Origin of the sequence: Paraglaciecola sp., from assembly GCF_039942875.1 — a bacterium.
GTDB lineage: Bacteria > Pseudomonadota > Gammaproteobacteria > Enterobacterales > Alteromonadaceae > Paraglaciecola.
On the sequence record NZ_JBDVBQ010000024.1, the window covers coordinates 236,873 to 253,446 of the forward strand.

The following is a 16,574-nucleotide window of genomic DNA, read 5'->3' on the forward strand; positions in this document are numbered from 1 at the left end:
CACGCAATTTATGTCAAGACCCGCAAAAATATTTATTGATTTAGCTGCTGTTGAAGCTAATTATAAATATGCTCAATTACTTGCTCCTAATTCAAACGCTATAGCAGTTGTGAAAGCTGATGCTTATGGTCATGGTGCCGTAGAGGTAGCGAAAAAACTTGCTTCCTCTGCAGAGCTTTTTGCTGTGTCTTGCCTTGAAGAAGCTTTGGTACTTCGAAAGGCAGGTATTGAACAATCAATATTATTGTTGGAGGGCTGTTTTAGTCAGGATGAAATCCCGTTAGCTGTCACTCAAAATTGCCAGCTTGTGGTGCATACTCAACAACAAATAGATGAATTGCTTAATGCGGATATTAGCCAGCCAGTTTCGGTTTGGCTAAAAGTTGATACGGGTATGCATAGATTAGGAATACAACCTGATGAAGCTGCACTAGCTTCTCTGACACTTAAGGCCAGTAAAAATGTTAAGGCCGTACTTTTAATGAGTCATTTTTCTAGTGCTGATAACCTTGCCTCTGATGGAGTGAGTAAGCAGCTAGATGTATTTGAAAATTGTGTTAGCACAATTGAAGAAATTGGCATTCAGAAAAGTATGGCTAATTCCGCGGGTATTTTAGCTTGGCCTAACAGCCATAAAAACTGGAACCGCCCCGGCATTATGTTATACGGATTGAGCCCATTTTCAGAATACCAGCCCCAAGCTAGCCAGTTACAAGCCGCTATGTCTTTTGAGTCCGAAATTATTGCAATGCGTGATGTCTCTGCAGGTGAGTCTGTTGGATATGGTGATACATGGGTTGCTAATCGACCATCTGTTGTTGCGACTGTAGCGGTTGGGTATGGCGATGGTTATCCTCGGACGGCTAAGTTAGGCACTCCAGTACTTGTAAACAAGCAAAGAGTACCTTTAGCTGGACGTGTATCTATGGATATGATTTCAATTGATGTCACAGGTTTACAAAACGTAAATATTGGCGATAAAGTTGAATTGTGGGGGAAAAATCTAGGGGCAAATGAAGTTGCATTTTGGGCAGGTACCATTGGGTATGAGTTAGTTACTCGCATGCCAACGCGTGCAAAACGATTGTTTATATAACCAGTCATAAATGAGTGTTGGTTTCTAAAAGGGTAAGGTTATGTTTCATTTTAAAATATTAAAAAACAGTGTATTGGCTTTAGGCTTGTTAGCAAGCATGAGCGCGATCGCTAATGACTCTGTTGATAATGACGTAAAAAAGGCCACAGATATTCCCAAGTTGCTGGAGTTTAAAACCTCACACAAAGGAAAATTTAATGGGGTAAAGGTTAGTTATGATGTTGTTGCATCAGAAACCGCATTATCTAATGATAAAGGTGAAGTCGTAGGACACCTGTTTTCGACTAGTTACTTTAGAACCAATGACAATAATGAAAACCGTCCCATTGCTTTTGTGTTTAATGGTGGCCCAGGCTCTGCGTCAACTTGGTTACATATGGGGCTACTTGGCCCTAAAACAGTTGATGTGGTAAGCGATGCATCAACTGATGACGGTGCAGCTCCTTTTAATTTAAGTAACAATGATCTGACAATTTTAGATAAAGCGGACTTAGTGTTTATTGATCCTATTGGAACAGGTTACAGCCGTTTAGTCGGTGAAGGTAGGCCAGAAGATTTTTGGAGCCTAAAAGCGGATACAAGCTCGATAGCTGAATTTATTCGTATCTGGATCACCGAAAATAAGCGCTGGAATTCGTCTAAATACCTTATTGGTGAAAGTTACGGGAGCCCTAGAGCTGTGGGTGTTGCTAAAGCGTTGCGGTCAAATGGTTTAGATATAGCATTAAACGGTATTGTGATGATATCTCAGGCAATGGATTACACAGGGAGTACACCTGTTGACGATAACTTAGTCGCTTTTGTGACTTATTTTCCTACGTTAACAGCAGTCGCACACTTTCATAAAAAAGCCGGAGTTGGGGAGTCTTTAGAATCATTTTTAGATAAGAGCCGAGCTTTTGCTGTAGATGAATATTTGCCTGCTCTGTTTAAAGGTAATTTATTAAGTGACAACGAAAAGAACACAATTGCCGCTAAAATGGCGACTTTTATTGGGTTAGATAAAAGCTATATTTTGCAATCTGATTTAAGGGTTTTATCAGCTCGATTTGCTAAAGAATTACTCCGTGATGAAGGTAAAACTGTTGGGTTATTAGATGGCAGATACACTAGCGAAGAAGTTGATGTTATTGCTGGTCGCCCTTCTAGTGATGCAGCAAGTCAAAGTATTAGTAGTGCATATGCTGTGGCAATAAATCACTATATGCAACAAGATTTACAAGTAAACGTAAAAACTCCTTATTATCTTAGCTCATCAAAAGTGGGTAAAAATTGGGATTGGGCGGCGATTGAGCCGAATGCCTATAACGAACCTGAGTATGTCAAAGTAGCGAGAATACTCAGCAAAGAAATGCGTAAAAATAAAGACTTAAAATTGTTAGTAGCCAGTGGCTATTATGATTTAGTCACGCCGTTTTTCGATGCAGAATACACTGTGGCTCGCCATGGTTTTAAACGGGAAAGCATCACCATGACATATTACCCAGCTGGCCATATGATGTACGTGAATAAACCTTCACTTCAACGTTTATTGAAGGATATTCACGATTTTATTAATTAGAGTGACTCTTAAATAGGTTTAAATTATTTACTTGTTTGCAATTAGCACAGCCCTTACTGGAGCAGGGTAACCTTCAATAGTTTTACTATGATCATCAGGGTCTAGAAAATCCACTAGAGACTGAGTGTCCATCCACTCAGTCGCCCTTTGTTCTTCTATGGTTGTTGCTGCTACATCCACTACCCGAATGTTCGTAAATCCTACTCTTTGCAACCATAATGTTAACGCTGCGGTACTAGGTAAATACCATACATTACGCATTTGTGCATAACGCTCTCCTGGCATAAATACGGTTTGAGCATCACCTTCTACTACTAAGGTTTCCAGTACAAGCTCACCGCCTTTTTTAAGTTGGTTTTTTAACTGATACAAAAAGTCGATAGGGCTACGCCTATGATATAGAACGCCCATTGAAAACACAGTATCAAAAGCGTTTAGCTCTGGGAGTTGTTCTACTCCGACTGGCATTAAGTGAATTCGCGAGTCAGGGTTAAAATGTTTTAGTGCTTGGAATTGCATTAAAAATAGTTGTGATGGATCTGCACCTACCACCATTTGGGCGTTTTCTCCTAACATGCGCCACATGTGATACCCACTGCCACAGCCCACATCTAATACGTATTTATCTTTTAGGCTTTGAATATGTGGTTGCACGCGATCCCATTTCCAATCAGAGCGCCATTCGGTATCAAGGTGTACACCGTGTATATTAAATGGGCCTTTACGCCATGGCATAAATTGCTTGAGTAAGCCGCTAAATTGTTTTTGGGTATATTCGTCCACGTCAGAGGCAACACCAAATTGAACTGCGTCTTTGATATTAATTGTCGAAACTTCAGTTTTAGGAAGCTTGTTAAGGAGTTTCACCCACTTATTAAAATCTCCGTGTAGTTGTTCCTTTTGCCATGTTGCAATTTGTGCAGGTAATACTTCCAACCAATGGCTAAGGGGGGAATCGGCTAACTGCCTATAAAAATCGTTGAACCACGTAACAGCCAAGAGGCCTCCTAAATATGGCAATTAGCTCAAAATAATGAGCCTTTAGTAAAATTAAAACTAATGAAATTTAAATAAAAATAACGCGATTATAATGTTTAGGGGATTACTTATTAAAGTAATTAGTCGCCCATAACCTAGGCTTTTACAGCAACCATGGATGAAAAATTAAAGCAGGTAAACCAGCGAATGACGTCGTTAAACCCTGCGTTTTTTAAACGAGTCTTATGTTGCTCAAAAGACTCAATGCGCATTACATCTTCAAGGGCTGTCCTTTTTTGGCTTATTTCTAGCTCGCTATAACCATTTCTGCGTTTAAATTCATGGTGTAGCTCTATCAGTAATTCATTACCGCTTTGGCTAGTGTGACTAAGTTTTTCAGAAAGTATTAATATTCCTCCGGGTTTTAAGCCTTGGAATATATTTTTAATAATGTCGTCGCGCTGTTCAGGGACGATAAACTGCAGAGTAAAGTTCATTATTACAACGCTGGCATTGTTCACTTCAATGTTTTGAATATCATCACAAACAACCGTTATTGGGGTCTTGGATTTAAACGCTTTTACGTGCAACTCACAGCGTTTAGCCATTGCTTCTGAGTTATCAACTGCAATAATTTTACAGTTTTCTGCTTGTATATATTTACTTGCTGATAAACTAGCAGCGCCCAATGAACAACCTAAGTCATATATTGAGGTGTCAGCTTGTGCATATTGGGCGCTAATTTGTCCTATGGTATCAACAATTGTATTGTAGCCTGGAACAGAGCGCTGGATCATGTCTGGAAAGACTTCTGCCACAGATTGGTCAAAGCGAAATGCGCCTACTTGTTGTGGTTGGGAATAAATGGCGTCTTTGCCTTGATGCATCATAAAAAGTAGCAATTAATTGAAATTTCCACAATTCTACCTGTGTGCTTAATTTCAATCAATTTCCATTGTTTCAAAACTTTTGACAGAGAGAATAAGAATTCATTAGAGCAAGATTTACGATTTAATTCATGGTTATTGTTTTAGAGACGATATTAGTTGGTTAGATTATAAAAAATAGAGGTAAATTTGATCTGGATATAAGTTTGGGTATATCCACAAGTCTTTATTCTTAGTATTCTTATAAGAATATTAAATAGTCGTATTTGCAAACAATGAATTTCGCAGGAATTACAAAAACAAGGTTAATTGAATGACAACATTTTTAATTGCAGATGATCACCCGCTATTTCGAGAAGCATTGGTTGGTGCTTTATCACCATTATTCGCTGATCTTGAAATTAAACAAGCTGACTCCTTAGAATCTACTATTACAACACTGAAGAAGAATAAAAACTTTGATTTGGTTTTGTTAGATCTAAATATGCCTGGGTGTGACAGTTTTTTGGGGTTGATTAGAGTATTAGAAGATTTTCCAGGTCTACCCGTAGCTGTTGTTTCGGCAAGTGATTCATCTCAAGTTATTAGTAAGGTAATGAGCTTAGGTGCTAAAGGCTTTATTTCTAAAGCTACTCCTACCGATACTATTGCTGAAGCATTAAAACAAATCATGAAAGGGAACATTTGGTTACCTGAAGGATATGAGGAGTTTAGTTCAGAAAATTGTTCTACCATAAATGTGGCTAATTTGGTTGCTGGCTTAACACCTAAACAATTTAAGGTTGTAAAACTACTACAAGACGGTTTACTAAATAAACAAATTGCAGCTGACTTGGAGATTACAGAAGCCACAGTAAAAGCGCATATTAGTGCGATATTTAAAAAGTTAGGCGTAAAAACGCGAACTCAAGCCGTTCTTTTATTAAAAGAACTAGACATCGAATAATCCTAAATATTGAGCAAAAGTGATTAATAGGTCTTTACCGCTAACGGATTTACACCGTCATTTAGACGGCAACATTCGACTGTCTACCATTTGGCAATTAGCACAAGAGTTTTCTATTGAACTTCCGTACTCGTCCTACCAAGAGTTTTCGATTAACGCTTTCAACCACAGTAATGTCACTGACTTGTTAGCGTTTTTAAATAAAATGGAGTTAGGTGTTTCGGTATTAGCATCAGAGCAAGCTTGCTACCGTATAGCTTATGAAAATGTGGAAGATGCTAAATCGGCTGGTTTACATTACGTTGAGCTTCGCTTTTCCCCCAGTTTTATGGCTAGACATCATAATCTTTCAATTGAAGCGGTTGTTGAAGCAGTAATTGCTGGGGCTAATGATGCAAGTAAAAAGCTCAATATACCAATGCAACTGATAGGTATTTTAAGTCGAAGTTATGGCGTCGAACTGTGTAAATTAGAGCTCAAAGCCTTACTGCAATATAAGCAACATTTGTGTGCTTTGGATTTAGCTGGAGATGAAAAAGGGTTTCCCGCTAAGGACTTTGCAGAGCACTTTAGTTCAGCACGAGATGCAGCTTGGCAAATTACTGTACATGCAGGAGAGGCTGATGGGCCTGATAGCATATGGCAGGCAATTCGTTACTTAGGGGCCACAAGGATAGGGCACGGTGTTGCAGCCTCTCAAGATAACAAGTTGATGGACTATATGCTTAAAAACAGTATTGCACTTGAGTGTTGTTTAACGTCCAACTATCAAACTGGTGCATGTATTGATACGGCTAATCATCCGATAAGGACGTTTTTAGACTATGGACTCATCACCACCTTAAATACAGATGATCCTGGGGTGTCTGGTATCGAAATAGCAAATGAATACCATGTCGCTAAAAATATTGTTGGCTTGACAGATACCCAGTTAAAACAAGTTCAAATTAATGGTTTAAAAGCTTCCTTTGCACCTAAATCGCTTAAGGAAAAATTATTATTGTCCCATTAGGCTTTTATCACTGTTTAGTTATCTTTAAAGTATGTTTTAACAAACTTAGTGGCTAGCTTACTATTAATACGGGCTCATCTTATGAGCAACGATAATAATAGAAACTAATACTAGTTTTATGTTTTAACACAAGTTTTTATGACAATTTTGTACTTAGAAATTTACTCATTCCGCGGTTAAAGAAATACACTCCACAAAACATGACTTTAATTAGGTATTTTAGTTAATACCTAGATGTATTCCCTTACATGTTTTCATCAAACATATTGCTATATTCTACTTGAAATTCTTATTCATATTGGCGCTATCCCGCCTAAAACTAGGCCAACTAAGTTGATTAAAAATATTTGTTTAAGTCTACTGTTAGTGAGTAACACAAGCCTTGCAGTGGGACAAAAAATTCTAGAGCAAAGTGTAGAGAATATAAATTTGGGGTTAACTATTGGGGCTTCTATATTAGGGCTCCTATTATTAATTCTACTTATCTCCAAATTTAGGTTCTCTCGCTTGCGTAAGGTTTTAGCTCGTCATAATGCTGAAATGGCAGCTAAGCAAGCGCTACTGACAGACTTTAAAATAGGTATGTTACATCTTAATAATTTCGGTGAAATTATTTTCGCTAATACTGTAGCGGCTTTCTTGCTAGGTAGTAACCAACAAAAATTAATTAATAAATCTATATTTGATTTTTTCGAAGCTGAAGAGCAGCCCTCAATAACACAAGGGCTGTCTTCACCTAAATATAGCCATTACCAAACATATATTGGGAACAGTAAACGTCACCTACAAGTTGGCTTTGTACAACATATAGATGACATTAACGGTATTGCTAATGTTATTTCCCTTACGGATATCAGCAATTACCAAACACAGTTAGATATTCAAAAAGATCAACTTGGTTATTTTGAAAGTGCTCTTAATAAAAATGGGCTAGGGCAGTTGACTCTTGATTTAGAAGCAAAGATTTTCTCGGTCAATTCAATACTTGCAAACCAACTAGAACGGGAATGTGGTTTTGAAGGTGAGTTGAAAGATTTCACTGCAATGATTGATAAAAAAGACTTGTTTAATTGGGAACAGATTTTAGATAGAGCTAAAAACCAAGAATCTCTAGAGATTAATTTAGGCATATCAATTTTTGATACATTTTCAGTACCAAGCCAAGGCAGTGAGCCAATGGATAACAAACCAGCTAAGGTTCTACCTGTAAGACTAGTTGGTTTATGTCGTCAAAAAGATAAAGAGGGTAATAACTGTCGTTTTGATTTTATCGCTTATGACCTATCTGAAATTGAAAAATCTAAAAATCAGGTACAAGCCAGCCAACAAAAAATTAAAACATTAATCCAAAATAATCCTAATCCAGTTTATATTTTAGATGAAGAAAGTAAGTTTATTGACTGTAATCCCCCTTTTGAAAAGTTATTTGGTCTGAAATTAAAGTCAATAACCAACAAGGGGGTAGATAACATTTTGGGGTTGCCTGAACACATAGTTAAATTACATAGTGATACAGGCTCAGGCTTCGGTAGTCTTAATGTGGGCCACGAAAAAGAGTTTGAGTTGACCTTAGAAAACGGTGCCGTGCATACTTTGAAATTGAAGCTGAAATTTTATTCTGATGAGCAAAATAATCGGGCTGGTGTGGTTTGTATGTTACAAGACCTTAGCGAATTAAAGCTGGCTAAAGAGCAACTAGTTCAAGAGCGGAAGCACTTTACAACTATATTAGATTTAGCTCCAGCTGCTGTAGCAACAATAAATGCTGAGGATAGAATTATTCAAGCAAACATTGCCATGACTGATCGCTTGGGTTTAAGTGAAAGGGAGCTTAAAAAAGACACTTTCTATCAATTGTTTAACGATCCAAGTAACGCTGGTAATGCCGCGAAACAAATTCAGAAAACCGGCCGTTTAAGGGCATTTCAGGCAAAGCTGAAGGGTAATAAAGGTGAGCTGCATCCTAGTGAATTGCATGTTGATCTCTTAAATAAAGAGCGCCAAGAATACTTGTGTTGGATTTCTGACAGAACCGGCGAGCAGTTCCATCAAGATAAGTTTGATGGTTTATTGCAACATAGCAGTATGCCAATGGCAATTTTAGGGGAGCTAGGCTTTACCAAGCTTAACCCCGCCGCTTGTGACTTTTTCGATGTGCAAGATGAGCATGATTTAATAGGTAGTTCACCTTTTGCTGATGATTTAAATATTGATCAAGAAGCGAGTCAAGAGCTAGAACGTCATATCACCAAAGTTAAACTAGATGGTCAAGCTAAGTCTATGCCTTGGCAGCATCAAGTTAATCAAGCACTTTTGCCTTGCCATGTTACGTATGTACCTATGTACAAAGGGAAAGATTTCGATTCTATCTTGTGTATATGGGCAGACTTTCGTGAAATTCAGCAAGCAGATCAAGCTAGAATAGAAGCGATAAGCCAGCATCAAGCTGCAGCACAGCAAGCGGCAGAAAAACAAAAACTGTTTGAGTCAAGCCAAAAACAACTAGCGACCAAAACTCGTAGCTTGGTGGATACAGAAAGTAAGCTACAAGTTGCTCAAGAGCACTTATCAGAAAAACAAAGTGAATACAGCGATTTACAACAGGCTCATGAAAGCATCACCAATCACTTACAGGAGTTGCAACAAGATTATAGCTCCAGCCGTGAAGAATTAAACCGCGTTCAAATTGCCAATTCTGAATTGACCAATCAATTAAAAGAGTCCACTGAGCAAGTAAATGGCTTACAAGAGCAAAGGAATCAAATTTCAGATGCGTTGCAAAATAGTGAGCGTAAGTTTAAAGCGGCGCAACAAGAACTATTGGCAAGTGAAAGAAATAGTGAAGAATTACAACAACAGCAATTGATCCAACAAGCAAGAATGGAAGATTTTGCGTCTGAAATAGAAGAGTTACAACAATCTATTGGTGCAAAAGACAAGCAAATTACCGAAGTAGGTAGTCAGATTACGTCATTACAATCAGAGTTAAATCGCTCTGGTGATGCCAGTGATAAACTACGTAAACAATTGATGAACCAGCGAAAAGCCAGTGAAGAGGCTCAAAAACAAAGACGAAGTATAGAGCAAACCTATAAAATGGCGCAGTCTGAATTAAGTAATAAAGTCCGCCATGTTGAGCATTTACAAAACGAAATGCAAAAGTTTGAAGAAATGTCCAATCAGCAAAAAGGAGACATGGAAAAACAACAAAGCCAATTAACTCAAGAGTTAGCGCTAAAACAGCAACAGTTACAGCAAACCCAAGAAAAGTTAGATGACACTAAGCGCACTGCAGCCAAAGAAAAGCAGGCTAGAGAACAGCAACAAAAACGCTTTGATCAGTTGCAACATGAGCTAACTGAAATGGAAAGTCGTAGTCAGTCGCAACAAGAAGAAATGGCTAAAATCGAGCAGCAATGGGTCAGTAAACAACATAAAGTTCAGCAAGAATTAGAAGCTAAGCAAGCTCAGCTGCAAGAAACTGAGCAATACTTACATCAAGCGAAGCAGCAAAGTGAAGCTGAAAAAGCGCAGCGAAAACAACAGCAAACTGTGTTTGAAACCTTAAAAGTAGAACTTGCAGAGATGGAGCAGCAAAAGCTGAAGCAACAACAGGAAAGTGCTTTAAGAGATCAAAAGTGGCAGCAGCAACAACAAAATATGCGTCAAGAGTTGTTAGCAAAACAACAATTACTGCTAGAAACAGAGCAGAATTTGAAAAAAGCCAAAAAACAAACCAAAGAAGAGAAGAGAGAGCAACAAGCCTTATTCGATAAGTTACAGGCCGAATTAGTTGAAATGGAGTCTCGAAATGCCGGTCAGCAGCAACAAATGGCTAAAAGTGATGCAGAATGGCAGTTGCAGCAAGAAAATATTCAAAGAGAGCTGAAAGCTAAGCAGCAACAGTTACAACAAACGGAAAAGCAATTACAACTAACCAAACAACAAACAGAGGCTGAAAAGGCTCAGAAAGAGCAACAACAAGCACTATTTGAAAAGCTACAAGCTGAGTTGTTAGAGGTAGAAAAGCGCAGCCAGCAACAACAGCAGGCTATTGCCCAAAGTGATCAAGATTGGCAATTACAACAACAAGCGTTGAAAGACGAAGTAGAAGCTAAACGTCAGCAATTGCAGAACACCCAAGTAAATTTAGATGATATTAAGCGTCAAGCAGACGCAGAAAAACTCGCTCGTATTCAACAGCAACAGAAGTTAGAACAATTAACGGTTGAACTAACTGATGTAGAAAGTCGTGCAGTTAAACAACGGGAGATGATCCAAGGTAGTGATGAACAATGGCGTAAGCATCACGCAGAGATTGAACAGCAAAAGAAACAATTACAACAAGCCTTGGTTGACGCTGAAAAGCAAAACAATCAATTGAAGCAAAAATTACATACTAACTTAGAGCAATTGCAAGACGCTGAGTCACAAGTAAATGAGACGCAAAGTGCGGAGCAAAGTCTACAACTTGAACTTAATACGGCTAAACAACAAGCAGATTTTTTACAGACCCGTTTGGCACTGCAAGAGAAACAAGAGAAAAAGCTCCAAGAGCAATTAAATCAGCAACAGCAATCGTTACAAGGGAGTGAGCAAAATATTCAATCTCTCGAAGAGAAACAAGCTCAGCTGACTAAAGAGTTAGAAGCAGTACAAAAAGAATACTCTCAAAGTAAACAGAGCTTAAATGCTCAACATAATGATCATGAAGCCTTAACTGGACAATTGCAGAAACTAGAAAAAGAATTACATAGTAGTAAAGCGCAATTAGATAACAAAGAGCAAGCATTGCAAGAAGCCCAGCAACAGTTACAAACCAATCAGGCTAAATTAGCTGAGCAGGAAGACGCATTGTTAACGGCTCACAAGGAAGAGTTACAACAAGCGGCTGAACAACAACCAAGCATTGAGAATGAAAAGCATACCGCTATCGCAAACATTGAAATGCCAAGTAACCCAAATGTATGGTTTGATTTATTACCTTACTTACAAAAATATCAAAGTGATAAAGCATTACCGGTGGCTTTAAAAGAGCTAATGGATGAATTACAACAGGGAATCGAAGATACAGATAACGCTGTAGAAGAGGATGATGTTACTAAGATACTAAGAGGAGCTCGAAAGCTCAGTGTAGTTGCCAATAAGGTCAATTCTGATGCGTTAACGGATGTTGTGAATAGACTTGAAGCAGATTGTCGGCAAGGTTTGGTGGATAACATTGCTATATCTTGGCCAACAGTGCAAAGGTCTCTTAATAATACATTGAGAGTGATTTACTCTCATTTGAACTCATAAGCAGTTTAAGTCCAGTGACCTATAAACCATGATACCAAAGGGATTTTTCATCACTACATGCTTCACTCATTTTCAGTGAATTTAGGATCGTAGGCAACATTCATAGCGCCTTCATGATAGCTAATGTTACTATAATTGCCATTACCTCTAAGGTGCTGATAAGTTTAACTGTTACTAAATCAATGGATATTTTAAAACTAAAGGTAACTAAAAATAATATAGAATTAATTTCTAAGTATTCAAGTTTGGCCAATAGCTTATATGTAATAGTCTCGACTAGATCTGAAGTTTTTTAATGGCTTCGCTTTCCAAATTAGTAAAGTAATTAACGGTCTTAACTTTCAAGTCTTGTGTTGCCGGATGATCACATACAACCATAGCTCTTCGGTGAAGTTGTATGGCGGAAACTGTCCATAGATGATTTACGCTACCCTCAACTGTCGCTTCTAGAGCTCGTGATTTATTATGGCCACTAGCAAGTACAATAATTTCTTCTGAATTCAATACTGTGCCAACACCAACAGTTAAAGCTAATTTCGGTACCTTGCTTAAATCATTGTCGAAAAACCTGGAGTTGGCTCTACGAGTTTCTTTAGTAAGTGTTTTTATGCGAGTCAAAGAGGATAGGCTTGAACCGGGTTCATTGAAAGCCAAATGGCCATCATGGCCCATTCCTCCCAAAAATAACCTGATCCCCCCGACTGCATTTATCTTACTTTCATATTCTTGGCATTCAGACTCTAAATCCAGCGCATTCCCATCTAACATATTGATGTTCTCGGCAGGTATGTCAATGTGGTTAAAAAAATTATCATGCATGAATGTTTTATAACTTTGCGGGTGTTCTGCGGGAATTCCCACATATTCGTCCATATTAAAGGTAATTACGTTTTTGAAACTGACTAAACTCTCATTATATAACGTTATTAATTGTTTGTAGGTTGTTAGTGGTGTACTACCTGTTGGTAGTCCCAGTACAAATGGTTTATTTGGTTTTGCGAGTTTATTAATTAAACTCGCTATGTAATGAGCCGTCCACTTTCCGATAAATTCTTTATCGTCTAATATTATTAATCTCATTTAAAAACTTCTCCCATGAGTTACTCCAATTCTTTCAATGTAATCGGTAACATTGATATTTTTAGTTACTATACCGATATTATTTTGTGGAGTAAAAATATAAATACTCAATATATGATTTTTTAAAAATTCTTTAATTGAAAGAGTTTTGTAAGAAAATTTGGTGTAACATTTTGTGCCTTAACTTTATTTTTAACATTAAATCATATAGATATGACAAACATTAGAAAGGTGAGTGAACTTGCTGGAGTTTCTACAGCTACCGTTAGTAGGACGCTTAAAAGTCCAAATTTAGTTAAAGAAAAGACTCGTGAAAAAGTCATGTTAGCGGTAAAAAAGTCTGGTTATCGCCCAAATTGGTTAGCGAGTAGTGTTAAAAGAGGCAAGTCTCAAGCAATAGTAGTGTTAGTTCCCAATTTTGTGAATCAGTTTTTCTTGCGTATCATTGAAGGAATCGAAAATGCTGCGCAAGCATCAAATTACTCCGTACTATTAGGTGATACTCAAGGTAACCGGTCTTTAGAAAATAAATATGCCAGTATGGTATTAACATCTAGGGCTGATGGGCTGATTCAGTTAGGGCAATCCTTCCCGTTTTCTAAAGAAGATGAAGAGTTAGGTGAGATATCACCTCTTGTATCAGTTTGTGATCGTATTGTCGGTAGAAAGTTCCCATTTATTGAACTTGACAATTTTGGAGCATCTCGTGCAATCGCTCATCATTTGATGGCATTAGGACATAGTAGAATAGCAATAATTGGTGGACAGAGAGAAAGTAAAATATTTGAGGATAGGGTGAGTGGGCTAGTTCATGCTTTATCTGAAGAAGATATTGAGTTTGATTACGACTTGTTAGTTGGGGACAATTATAGTTACGCTAATGGAGAGGTTAACGTTGAAAAATTAGTTAAGATGCCTTTGCCCCCTACAGCTGTTGTTTGCTTGAATGACGATATTGCAATTGGAGCAATTAGAAAAATAAAATCAATGGGACTAAGTGTGCCTGATGATATATCGGTTGTGGGGTTTGATAACATTCCTGTTGCTCCCTATATTGATCCTCCTTTAACCACAATAGACCAACCAGCGTTTGAGATGGGACAAAAAGCATTTCAAATGCTCTTAAACATCATTGAAGGGAATACACCTAAAAGGCACAGGAATGTGGTGCCTTTTGAACTAATTTTAAGAGAAAGTACTGCAAACTGTTCTTTATTGTAAGCTTTAATAGATATCAATTAACCCTCTTCTTTGTTGTTTGATATATACGCGTAATGGACCGTTAATATTCATAATTTTATTGACATATCGTTATCTCAAGTATTATTCTTTGTTTAAATGTTACCGGTTACATTTTGTGATTCTCTATCATGATTGGAAAGGTTTGAGAATATCTACCACTAAACAAACCCTGCTGTGGTTATTTTAAATTGTAAAGTAGAGAGCTAACGTGATTAACGAGAATAGAACGATTGAAGTAAGAGCGGCTAGTTGGATACCGTCAGTGTATTTTGCAATGGGGTTGCCTTTTGTGGTTATTGCTCAGGCATCGGCTTTGATGTACAAAAATATGGGAATAAGTGATGCAAAAATCGCGTTATGGACAAGTCTCATTATGCTCCCTTGGTCCTTGAAACCATTGTGGAGCCCAATTCTAGAAATGTTCGGCTCCCAAAAGCAATTTGTAGTTGCCACTCAACTTTTCACCGGTGTTACTTTCGTACTTTTAGCATTTACTTTACCACTGGATGACTTTTTTAAATATTCAATTGCGCTGTTAGGCTTAATTGCATTTAGTGGGGCGACCCACGACATCGCCGTAGATGGTGTGTACATAAATACACTGACTCCAGCACAGCAATCTAAGTATATAGGTTGGCAAGGGGCCGCTTACAATATTGCTAAGATAGTCTCGGGCGGCGGATTTGTTTTTATTGCAGGTGAATTAGAAAAACAAGTTGGAGTTGTCACGGCCTGGATGTCTGTTATGGGGCTATATGGAGTTTGCATGGTCTTACTTGGTTTATATCACATCAAGTTTTTACCCAAGATTCAAAATGCTAACGATAAAGTGAAATCCTTTAAAGAAGGGGTTGATGTTTTATTAGATGTTGTCAAAACGTTTTTCAATAAAAAGTTTGTAATGTGGTATGTGTTTTTCATTATTCTTTATCGATTTGCTGAAGGGTTTGCCATAAAAATTGCACCATTATTTTTCAAAGCAAGCATTGAGGAAGGCGGGTTAGGGTTAGATACTTCTGAAATCGGTTTAATTTACGGTACCTTTGGGGCCGCGTCATTTATTGCTGGCTCATTGTTAGGTGGGTATTACACTTCTAAAATTGGACTTAAAAAGAGTCTATTTAAACAAGCGCTGATGTTTAACATACCTTTTGCAGTGTATGCACTTTTGGCTTTTTTCCAACCAGAAAACCTTTGGATAATCTCTTTAGCAATAGTCTTTGAGTACTTTGGGTATGGTTTCGGTTTTGTCGCATTAATTTTATTTATGATGCAGCAGATTACTCCTGGTAAATATAAAACGGCACATTATGCCTTTGCCAGTGGGATCATGAATTTGGGCTTCTTATTACCCTCTATGATGAGCGGTTACTTAAGTGATTGGCTAGGATACCAGATGTTCTTCATCTGGGTCTTAATTGCAACCATTCCAGCTTTGTTGGCTGCCAAATTAGTACCTTTTAGTAATAAAAATAATGATTAATTTAGAGAGTATTTTAAATGACTAGTAGTAAAACCATTCCTTGGGAAAGTCGGCCGGAAGGTTGTAACGATGTAATGTGGCGTTATTCAAAAAACCCAATAATTGATAGATATGCAATCCCTACTTCAAATAGTGTTTTTAATAGCGCAGTTGTGCCTTTTGAAGATGGTTTTGCTGGTGTTTTTCGATGCGATAACAAAGCCGTTCAGATGAACATTTTTGCTGGTTTTAGTAAAGATGGGATTAATTGGGATATTAATCATGATCCTATTGTTATGCAGGCTGGCAATACAGATATGATTGACTCTGATTACAAATATGATCCTCGCGTGACCTTTATTGAAGATAGGTATTGGATCACTTGGTGTAATGGCTATCATGGCCCTACTATTGGCATGGCATATACATTTGATTTTAAAACGTTTCATCAGTGCGAGAACGCATTTCTTCCGTTCAATCGTAACGGTGTTTTGTTTCCTGAAAAAATCAATGGCAAGTATTGTATGTTGAGCCGCCCAAGTGATAACGGTCATACACCATTCGGTGATATTTATTTAAGTTATAGCCCTGATATGAAGTACTGGGGTGAGCACCGTAATGTGATGAAAACCACTCCTTTTGAAGATAGTGCATGGCAGTGTCTTAAAGTCGGGGCAGGTGGCGTTCCTGTTAAAACCGATGATGGCTGGTTGATGTTTTATCATGGTGTTATCAAGACGTGTAGTGGTTTACGTTATTCTATGGGAGCCGCTCTTTTAGATTTAGAGCAACCAGATAAAGTTCTATATAGAACCCAACCTTATTTACTGGCTCCAGCTGCATCATATGAGCTACAAGGCGACGTCCCAAATGTCGTATTTCCTTGTGCTTCGTTGCATGATGAAGACGGAAAAATAGTGGTTTATTACGGTGCTGCTGATACTGTGGTTGGTATCGCATTTGGTTACGTCAATGAAATTATCGAGTTTATTAAAAGTAATTCTTTATAGCC

The 16,574-nt window shown here is 37.8% G+C and carries 11 protein-coding genes; 8 read left to right on the plus strand and 3 right to left on the minus strand.

All coding sequences use genetic code 11. The features are described from left to right. Positions 1–10 precede the first annotated feature (10 nt). Both alr and ABJE44_RS07620 read left to right on the plus strand, forming a co-directional pair. Positions 11–1,096, plus strand: a complete 1,086-nt coding sequence (alr, locus tag ABJE44_RS07615; protein WP_348112448.1) for an alanine racemase — start codon at positions 11–13, stop codon at positions 1,094–1,096. A gap of 40 nt (positions 1,097–1,136) precedes the next feature. After that, the gene (locus ABJE44_RS07620) at positions 1,137–2,657 is read left to right on the plus strand and encodes a serine carboxypeptidase (protein WP_348112449.1); all 1,521 of its coding nucleotides are present in this window, start codon (positions 1,137–1,139) and stop codon (positions 2,655–2,657) included. A 27-nt stretch (positions 2,658–2,684) separates the two neighbouring features. Here ABJE44_RS07620 and cmoB read toward each other — a convergent pair whose 3' ends face one another. Both cmoB and cmoA read right to left on the minus strand, forming a co-directional pair. Beyond that, positions 2,685–3,656: a tRNA 5-methoxyuridine(34)/uridine 5-oxyacetic acid(34) synthase CmoB gene (gene cmoB / locus ABJE44_RS07625; protein ID WP_348112450.1), complete on the minus strand. Its 972-nt coding sequence runs from the start codon at positions 3,654–3,656 to the stop codon at positions 2,685–2,687. Between the two features lie 134 nt (positions 3,657–3,790). Continuing rightward, complete coding sequence (gene cmoA, locus ABJE44_RS07630) at positions 3,791–4,522, minus strand: carboxy-S-adenosyl-L-methionine synthase CmoA (RefSeq protein ID WP_348112579.1); 732 nt, start codon at positions 4,520–4,522, stop codon at positions 3,791–3,793. 313 nt (positions 4,523–4,835) lie between these two features. On the opposite strand from cmoA, the gene ABJE44_RS07635 reads away from it, so the two are divergent. The 3 genes from ABJE44_RS07635 to ABJE44_RS07645 all read left to right on the plus strand — a co-directional run bounded on the left by ABJE44_RS07635 (position 4,836) and on the right by ABJE44_RS07645 (position 11,778). Further along, the gene (locus ABJE44_RS07635) at positions 4,836–5,468 is read left to right on the plus strand and encodes a response regulator transcription factor (RefSeq protein ID WP_348112451.1); all 633 of its coding nucleotides are present in this window, start codon (positions 4,836–4,838) and stop codon (positions 5,466–5,468) included. 19 nt (positions 5,469–5,487) lie between these two features. Continuing rightward, on the plus strand, positions 5,488–6,480 hold the full coding sequence (gene add / locus ABJE44_RS07640) for an adenosine deaminase (RefSeq protein WP_348112452.1): 993 nt from the start codon (positions 5,488–5,490) through the stop codon (positions 6,478–6,480). Positions 6,481–6,987: 507 nt separating this feature from the next. Next, positions 6,988–11,778 (plus strand): PAS domain S-box protein, encoded by a 4,791-nt coding sequence (locus ABJE44_RS07645; RefSeq protein ID WP_348112453.1) that lies wholly within the window; start codon positions 6,988–6,990, stop codon positions 11,776–11,778. Between the two features lie 276 nt (positions 11,779–12,054). On the opposite strand, the gene nagB is transcribed toward ABJE44_RS07645, so the two are convergent. Then, positions 12,055–12,858: a glucosamine-6-phosphate deaminase gene (nagB, locus tag ABJE44_RS07650; RefSeq protein ID WP_348112454.1), complete on the minus strand. Its 804-nt coding sequence runs from the start codon at positions 12,856–12,858 to the stop codon at positions 12,055–12,057. A 213-nt stretch (positions 12,859–13,071) separates the two neighbouring features. Here nagB and ABJE44_RS07655 point away from each other — a divergent pair, with 213 nt between their 5' ends. The 3 genes from ABJE44_RS07655 to ABJE44_RS07665 all read left to right on the plus strand — a co-directional run bounded on the left by ABJE44_RS07655 (position 13,072) and on the right by ABJE44_RS07665 (position 16,572). Further along, positions 13,072–14,079 carry a LacI family DNA-binding transcriptional regulator gene (locus tag ABJE44_RS07655; protein WP_348112456.1) on the plus strand — a complete coding sequence of 336 codons (1,008 nt, stop codon included), beginning with the start codon at positions 13,072–13,074 and terminating at the stop codon, positions 14,077–14,079. A 229-nt stretch (positions 14,080–14,308) separates the two neighbouring features. Then, the gene (locus tag ABJE44_RS07660) at positions 14,309–15,583 is read left to right on the plus strand and encodes an MFS transporter (protein WP_348112457.1); all 1,275 of its coding nucleotides are present in this window, start codon (positions 14,309–14,311) and stop codon (positions 15,581–15,583) included. Positions 15,584–15,600: 17 nt separating this feature from the next. Next, on the plus strand, positions 15,601–16,572 hold the full coding sequence (locus ABJE44_RS07665; protein WP_348112458.1) for a glycoside hydrolase family 130 protein: 972 nt from the start codon (positions 15,601–15,603) through the stop codon (positions 16,570–16,572). The last annotated feature ends 2 nt before the right edge of the window (positions 16,573–16,574 follow it).